Below are 7,230 nucleotides of genomic sequence, written 5' to 3' on the forward strand. Positions count from 1 at the left end.
AACTTTACCCCAGAAATGGGTGAAAACCGGAGGGGCAACCATACCCCTCCACCCCGAAAGGGGTATGCTTCTTAAACCGCTACCGCGTGTTCCTCCCTGGTCTAAAGACACAGGGTTTCCCACAACGAAGGATTTTTATGATAAATGACAAATAAAGACATTATTGAAATCCTCAAACAGGACTATCAACGCTTTCCTGTTGACCAAACCTACAGCATCTACGCCAACGATGTCTTTTTCAAAGACCCCCTCAACAAGTTCCGGGGACTTAATCGCTACAAACAAATGATTGGATTTATCCAAACCTGGTTCATCAACCCCCAACTTGACTTGCATGACATTTCTCAATCCGGCGATACCATCAAAACGCGCTGGACTCTGAGCTGGACAACACCCCTCCCCTGGAAACCGCGAATTTCTATACCCGGTTGGAGCGAATTACGTCTAAATGCAGATGGACTAATTTCCTCCCATATCGATTATTGGGATATCCCCCGTTTTGATGTTCTCAAGCAACTGTTTCGGTGAAAACCCGATACAGTAAATAAAGGTAAAGGTTTCTCAGATGAGCGGAATTATCTATGCGAGTAATTTTAATGACAGGCAAAGGCGGAGTCGGTAAAACCTCCGTAGCCGCCGCAACAGGTCTGCGTTGTGCCGAATTGGGTTATAAAACCTTAGTGCTGAGTACAGATCCAGCCCATTCCCTCGCCGATAGTTTCGACATGGAACTCAGTCACGAACCCCGACTTGTCCGTCCTCACCTCTGGGGGGCGGAATTGGATGCGCTGATGGAATTAGAAGGGAACTGGGGTGCGGTGAAGCGCTATATTACCCAGGTACTGCAAGCACGGGGACTCGAAGGAGTTCAGGCTGAAGAGTTAGCCATTCTTCCGGGAATGGATGAAATTTTCGGTCTGGTGCGGATGAAGCGTCACTATGACGAAGGCGAGTATGACGTGCTAATTATCGATTCAGCACCCACGGGAACCGCCCTACGACTCCTCAGCTTACCGGAAGTCGGGGGTTGGTATATGCGCCGCTTCTATAAACCCCTGCAAAAAATGTCCGTGGCGTTGAGACCTCTGGTTGAACCTATATTCAAACCCATCGCGGGATTTTCTTTACCCGATAATGAGGTGATGGACGCTCCCTATGAATTCTACGAGCAAATTGAACAGCTCGAAAAAGTCCTTACCGATAACACCAAAACCTCAGTCCGTTTAGTCACCAATCCCGAAAAAATGGTGATTAAGGAATCCCTCCGCGCCCACGCCTACTTAAGTTTGTACAATGTTTCTACAGATTTAGTCGTCGCCAATCGGATTATCCCCGACGAAGTGACTGACCCGTTCTTCCAACATTGGAAAGAACATCAACAAGAGTATCGCCAGGAAATCCACCAAAATTTCAGTCCGCTTCCGGTTAAAGAAGTTCCCCTGTTTGCGGAAGAGATGTGCGGACTTGAGGCGCTAGAACGACTCAAGCAAATCTTATATGGCGAAGAAGACCCAACTCAGGTTTACTACCAGGAAAACACGATTCGGGTTGTCCAAAATCAAAACGAATATAGCTTAGAACTGTATCTACCCGGTGTGCCGAAAGACCATATCCAATTGAACAAAACTGGAGATGAGCTAAATATACGCATTGGCAATCACCGTCGCAATCTCGTCCTCCCCCAAGCCTTAGCTGCACTGAAACCCGCCGGCGCCAAGATTGAGGACGATTATCTCAAGATTCGCTTTGCGGATACGGCGAAGGTTTAGAGATAAGGGATGGAGATACTCCGGGTGCATGTAGAGACGTAGCATTCTACGTCTGGGAGCAGGGGAGAGAGTAATTCACGCACCAGGTTCCCTCGAAGGTCGTGAAGGGTCAAAACTCAAAACTCAAAACTACTTTCCTCTCCCTGATTGTTCCGAATGTCAACTATCCCCTGTGAAGAATTTTAAAGGTTGGTTGGTGTTTCTGGAGCAATAACTTCAGTGTCGCTTTTAATTCGAGCCTGCTGCTCAGTAATCAAATCGCTGACTTGAGTAATTTCGATACCCATGCGATCGCAGGCTTTTTTGAGTTCCGCTGTAAAGGTTGAAATATCGTCTCCATAGCCACAAAGTTTCGCTGCTGTTTCGGGTCCATGCTTGGCGTTTGCTTTAGCACAATCCACTAAATCAGTGCCTTTGAGCGGAGTTGAAGCTGCCATACTGTAACCTGTCCTTTTTTTCTTTAATCCTCACTCTCAACCTAGTTAAAACGTTGCGAGTATACATCTATCAATAGATGGAAATTTAACTTTTGACAAAGGACAAAGGACAAATGACGAGATTCATTCAGATCCCCAACTTATTGAAGAAGTCAGGGATCTAATTAATTGGCTCACACGGGAACAGCTAACGATGGTTTAAGGGCTTCTTTGAGCAATTCAGCTTTATCCGTATGTTCCCAGGGCAAATCCAAATTAGGACGTCCAAAATGACCGTAAGCGGCGACATCTTGATAGAAGCGACCGCCTTGTAATCGCGGGAGTTCCAGCAGATTAAAGGCTTGAATAATCCCGGCTGGACGCAGTTCAAAATGCTGTTTCACCAGGTCTAGCAATTTTTCTTCTTCAACTTTACCCGTGCCAAAGGTTTCCACCATAATACTTACGGGTCGGGCAACACCAATGGCATAACTGAGCTGAACTTCGCACTTTTCTGCTAAACCTGCTGCCACAATATTTTTGGCAACATAGCGACAAGCATAGGCGGCAGAACGGTCTACCTTGGTGGGGTCTTTGCCCGAAAATGCCCCACCGCCGTGACGGGAATAGCCACCGTAGGTATCAATGATGATTTTACGCCCCGTGAGACCTGAATCTCCTTGGGGTCCACCAATTACAAATTTCCCTGTGGGGTTGACTAAGAAACGGGTGTGATTATCCGGCTTAATCTCAATATCTCCAAAGGACGGTTCTACCACTGCTGACCACAGGTCGTCTTTTATTTTGGCTTGGACAGCCGGTGCATCGGTAATCTCGCCAATGGTGGCGGTGTGTTGGGTTGAGATTAAGATGGTATCAATGCCGATGGGTTTGCCATCTTCGTAGAGTACTGTAACTTGGGTTTTGCCATCGGGACGCAGGTAAGGCAACTGTCCTGACTTACGGACGGCGGTTAACTGCCGTGACAAGCGATGTGCCAGACTAATGGGCATGGGCATGAGTTCTGGGGTTTCGTTGCAGGCAAAACCAAACATCAACCCTTGATCCCCGGCACCAATAGCATCGAGTTCATCGTTACTCAACTGGTCTCGCGTTTCCTGGGCGGTGGTGACACCTTGAGAAATATCTGGAGATTGTTCATCCAGGGCGACTAATACAGAACAGCTATTGGCACAGAAGCCGTTATCAGCGTCGGTATAGCCGATTTCGGCAATTTTTTTGCGGGCTATATCAACGTAATTGACATTGGCTTTGGAGGTAATTTCACCCGTAATCAATACCAATCCTGTATTAACCACTACTTCTGCCGCAACACGGCTGCGGTTGTCTTGGGTGAGTAGAGCATCTAAGATGGTATCGGAAATCTGATCGCAGATTTTATCGGGATGACCTTCTGTAACTGATTCGGACGTGAATAGGTAGCGACGAGGCAATGGACTAATCTCCTTAATAAACGGCTGCTTATGGATTAAGGGTTTAAGATGGTGCCTGAGGGTTGTAGCTTGTTATCATACACGATATATCGAGGGGATTGCCCACGGTTCACAGAACTTTAACAGAATGTGCGGAATTCTCCATCCAGATTAGATTAAGTCAGGGAGAGTTTTCTATGGAGGCTGGACTTGAGACAGGATAAGCGAGATCGCGCCCTGGATGGCTTGCCCACTCAAAGACATACGAGCCGCTTGATCCGCCGTTTTTTCCCATGCCAATAACTGAGTTTGAAATAGAGGATCGCGTTTCGCCCGCCTGAGCATGGCTTGACGAATGATTTTTTGCACAATATCTTGGGTGGGAATATTCTGTTGACGTAAAAAATCCAATAGTCGCTGTATACCTTCGACGCAGTTGTCAGGGGGTTGGGATAGAATAATTTGTTGGATTTGATGAATCACCTCCTTATAGATACGGCGGCGATTATTGACTAAAACTTGAGTCGGGTTGGGTGATGTAGAAGAATTTAACGATGATTTCACCGGGGAGTCTCCCGACTTGTCTATCTCTAGCAATTGCCAAATTATTCGACGGTGATAGGCAAAACGCTGGTACATTTGGGGATAGAGTTGCAGGATGCGTTGACTCACCGCTTGGGGATTGACTCCTGTTTTTGCCGATAGGTGAAGGATATAGTGATCGATTTTTTTACTCAAGCTTTTGAGTGACAGTTTTAGGTCAGGATATTCCTGTTCAACTTGGGCGAGGGTAAATACCAGTACCTCTCTATTTGGCATCTCCGAGAAAGGAACTTCGATCAAAAAGAAATCAGTCATTTTCTCTTGACTCAGTTGTCCCGGTATCAAGTCACCTGTAGGCGGATAGCGTTTGTTCGCTGTTTTCGTTGCCCAATTAAACTGAGTAAATAGATAGCGACAATTCACGTTTGTCAAATCCACTTCTTCTAAATGCCAGTTGTGGATACAGCATCCGGTGAGTTGGGCAAGATCAAGTTGGGGGCGAATTAAATAGCTGCCGATCAAATAGGCATCGGTCAAATTTGCCTCGGTTAAAATCGTTTCGTTTAAATAAGCCCCACTTAAATCCGCCTGTCGTAAATCTGCCCCTTGCAAATTAGCCGCCGTCAAATTCGTCTGTAAACAATAGACATTTTGTAGAACCGTGCGTCGCAAATTAGCGCCAACTAAGCTAGCTTTAAGTAAATACGCCCCCATAAGATTTGCCCGACTCAAGTTTACGCGATCGCCTGTGACTTCACTGAGATCTGCATCGGTTAAAATGGCTCGATACAACTCTGCCTGAGTCAAATTGGCACAGCGCAAACAAGCTTGACGTAAGTTAGCTTCGGTTAATGTCGCACCGACTAATATCGCGTCTCGTAAATTGGCTCTTTCGAGTAAGGCTTCCCGGAGGTTGGCTGTGGTGAGATTGGCAGCAATAAGACTGGCGTCACAGAGATTAGCCGCCATTAACTGCGTGCTGATTAGCTGAGTTTTATCCAGGGTAGCCCCGGTGAGATTACTATAGTTCAACTGAGCTGCCTGGAGATTTGCCCCACTCAAGTTACAGTAGGAGGCTTGTACCCAACTTAAATTGGCTTGGCAAAGACTGGCTGAGTGCAAATCCACCTTGCTGAGATTGGCACGGGTCAAGATTGCTTGGTTACAATTACTATGCTTGAGGATTGCGTTATGTAAATCTGCCTGATGCAGACAAGCGCCACTGAGATTAGCGTAGTCAAGAGACGCCCAACTGAGGTTGGCGTTCGTCAGGTTAGCCCCGCTCAAGTTAATCGTCCGCAAATCTGCTCCCTTCAGGTTAACACCACTCAGGTCAACCTGGGCAAAATCACGGTCTCCTTGTCGGTAACGAGTGAGAAAGTTCTGGACTTGCATTGTTTCCAGTTTTGCATTTAAGGGGATTGGGGAAGTTTTGACCCCACGGGCTTGCTAGTCGGATAGAGTTTGTCGGGGCTCTTTTCACTACTATCTTTTCTGTTTCACAACAGATGTGACAAAACCCGCCCTGAGCGAGTTTTGACCCTTTGCTTCCCTATCTCCCTCTCTCTTATTTTCCCCGTCTCCCCTGCTCCTCTGCTCATAGACACACCATGGCACGTCTCTACATGCTTTCAGCTTTAGTTGACACCAATGACTGCTATACGTCCCTACTTTTATAAATTATGTTGATTTTTCTACCTCACAGGGGAACCTTATGTATGAAGCGTAACACTATGGGTTAGCTTAGATACAGTAATTTTGTCTATTTCTAGATGAGCAACTGCAAAACGGTGAGGCGGCGTTTCCGGTTTCATTGACACTGACAACTCCAATTTTTTCTAGTGTCTCAATTTGAAAAACCTTGATAGTGAATGGGAAGGAAATGCTGCTGAAAACAGATTATCATGAAAGTTTGGGCTTATTTCTCAGTTGTCATTTAGCCGAACTCCACCACGGCAAACTGTCGGTACAGGGTTTGTCAGAATCTTATCGCTATATCATCAGTTTGCCGAAGTTAGATCCGTAGTGAGTTGTGGGGGGTGTAAAGGATAAACTGTTCGGCATTTAAACCTTAAGGTTAATAATGGCTCCCATCCTTGTAGTGCGAGCCAGCAAGCTCGCTACGAACTGGGGTTGTTTGTTGGCGATATTCTCCTTTGATATCGAATCCATTCTATTTCATCAATCAGTAATACCCTCGGTTTATATGAAGGAAGTAAAGCGGTTCCTAAAGGACCTAACCGGATATATTGACCAATCTCCTCTAAGTTATCTTCACCCTTACCTTGGGCATCTTGCAAGCGACCAATGGCATCATAGCGATAAAGTCCATCGTTGAGATTGGTGCGCGTGGTAATTGACCACCGTAAGACTTCTCCTAATTGTAATTCATACGCGATCGCATAAGCCAGTGATGTTTTTCCCGTTCCCGGTCGTCGTTTAAGCATGTTACGTTCAGCCGCCGTTGACGTATAATTCAATTGATTATAAGTATCTTCATAGTCAGCAGATAATTCGTCCAGACGTTTCTGTCGAGTTCTAGCCTTGATTTGTTGGACTCGACTCAATGCGGGTTTAGGTTTCGTTGCCGTTTGAACCCATTGACCCAGAGTTGCCAAACATCGTCTGCTGTCACTAACCGCACAGGTTGCACCCCAGGCGGACATTCACCTTCTATTTTCAATCCAGCAATATCTTCTCCAGCTACCGAAGGATTCACAGGTTGCCAAAATTCTACCCTTGCCTTAATTTTCTGTCCCGGTGCAATTAAAGGAAAATCTAGGTCAATCAAACCTGTCGGTACATCTGGGTGAAACAAGAAACGATAGTAGTGAAAAGAACCCCTACACACCCAACAGTCCCCCAAAAATTGTGCCAGTGGAGAAATGTTGATTACTATTAAGTCTGGGAAGTACAACTAGGTAATGCCGTAAGCAACCCCGGTCTAAAGACACGGAGCTTTAGCCAAATAAGTTAAAGCTGTGCTTACCAGCCTAAGTGCTAAGCGCACTACGTTATCGGCAAGTGTTAAAGACCTACCTGCGGATGCGATAGCCAGTTTGCTGCTCT

The 7,230-nt window shown here is 46.2% G+C and carries 7 protein-coding genes and 2 pseudogenes; 3 read left to right on the top strand and 6 right to left on the bottom strand.

Annotated features, from left to right (window positions below; translation table 11 throughout):
* The first annotated feature begins 144 nt into the window (after positions 1 to 144).
* The gene (locus RIM23_RS05485; RefSeq protein WP_446358462.1) at positions 145 to 528 is read left to right on the top strand and encodes a DUF2358 domain-containing protein; all 384 of its coding nucleotides are present in this window, start codon (positions 145 to 147) and stop codon (positions 526 to 528) included.
* A gap of 53 nt (positions 529 to 581) precedes the next feature.
* Complete coding sequence (locus RIM23_RS05490) at positions 582 to 1,769, top strand: TRC40/GET3/ArsA family transport-energizing ATPase (RefSeq protein WP_446337638.1); 1,188 nt, start codon at positions 582 to 584, stop codon at positions 1,767 to 1,769.
* A 182-nt stretch (positions 1,770 to 1,951) separates the two neighbouring features.
* Here the strand turns inward: RIM23_RS05490 and RIM23_RS05495 are convergent, their stop codons facing one another.
* The 3 genes from RIM23_RS05495 to RIM23_RS05505 all read right to left on the bottom strand — a co-directional run bounded on the left by RIM23_RS05495 (position 1,952) and on the right by RIM23_RS05505 (position 5,556).
* Positions 1,952 to 2,206: a hypothetical protein gene (locus tag RIM23_RS05495; protein WP_446365162.1), complete on the bottom strand. Its 255-nt coding sequence runs from the start codon at positions 2,204 to 2,206 to the stop codon at positions 1,952 to 1,954.
* Positions 2,207 to 2,379: 173 nt separating this feature from the next.
* On the bottom strand, positions 2,380 to 3,639 hold the full coding sequence (gene metK / locus RIM23_RS05500) for a methionine adenosyltransferase (RefSeq protein WP_446365164.1): 1,260 nt from the start codon (positions 3,637 to 3,639) through the stop codon (positions 2,380 to 2,382).
* Positions 3,640 to 3,813: 174 nt separating this feature from the next.
* Positions 3,814 to 5,556, bottom strand: coding sequence for a pentapeptide repeat-containing protein (locus RIM23_RS05505; RefSeq protein WP_446365166.1), 1,743 nt, complete (start codon positions 5,554 to 5,556; stop codon positions 3,814 to 3,816).
* A gap of 487 nt (positions 5,557 to 6,043) precedes the next feature.
* Between RIM23_RS05505 and RIM23_RS05510 the strand changes: the two genes are divergently transcribed.
* Positions 6,044 to 6,187 (top strand): hypothetical protein, encoded by a 144-nt coding sequence (locus RIM23_RS05510; protein WP_446365168.1) that lies wholly within the window; start codon positions 6,044 to 6,046, stop codon positions 6,185 to 6,187.
* Positions 6,188 to 6,281: 94 nt separating this feature from the next.
* Here the strand turns inward: RIM23_RS05510 and RIM23_RS05515 are convergent.
* The 3 genes and pseudogenes from RIM23_RS05515 to RIM23_RS05525 all read right to left on the bottom strand — a co-directional run.
* Positions 6,282 to 6,596: pseudogene (locus tag RIM23_RS05515) on the bottom strand (AAA family ATPase); the annotation flags it as partial.
* Positions 6,597 to 6,653: 57 nt separating this feature from the next.
* Positions 6,654 to 6,779 (bottom strand): annotated as a pseudogene (locus RIM23_RS05520) (serine protease); the annotation flags it as partial.
* The gene (locus RIM23_RS05525; RefSeq protein ID WP_446365170.1) at positions 6,725 to 7,012 is read right to left on the bottom strand and encodes a hypothetical protein; all 288 of its coding nucleotides are present in this window, start codon (positions 7,010 to 7,012) and stop codon (positions 6,725 to 6,727) included. The pseudogene RIM23_RS05520 and the gene RIM23_RS05525, both read right to left, overlap by 55 nt.
* Positions 7,013 to 7,230 lie beyond the last annotated feature (218 nt).

It is taken from the genome of Coleofasciculus sp. G3-WIS-01 (assembly GCF_040223135.1).
In the GTDB taxonomy this organism is placed as follows: Bacteria; Cyanobacteriota; Cyanobacteriia; order Cyanobacteriales; family Coleofasciculaceae; genus Coleofasciculus.

Coding starts and splice junctions, on each gene's coding strand:
- RIM23_RS05485 (WP_446358462.1), top strand. CDS start 145: ATGACAAATAAAGACATTATTGAAATCCTCAAACAGGACTATCAACGC.
- RIM23_RS05490 (WP_446337638.1), top strand. CDS start 582: ATGCGAGTAATTTTAATGACAGGCAAAGGCGGAGTCGGTAAAACCTCC.
- RIM23_RS05495 (WP_446365162.1), bottom strand. CDS start 2,206: ATGGCAGCTTCAACTCCGCTCAAAGGCACTGATTTAGTGGATTGTGCT.
- RIM23_RS05505 (WP_446365166.1), bottom strand. CDS start 5,556: ATGCAAGTCCAGAACTTTCTCACTCGTTACCGACAAGGAGACCGTGAT.
- RIM23_RS05510 (WP_446365168.1), top strand. CDS start 6,044: ATGCTGCTGAAAACAGATTATCATGAAAGTTTGGGCTTATTTCTCAGT.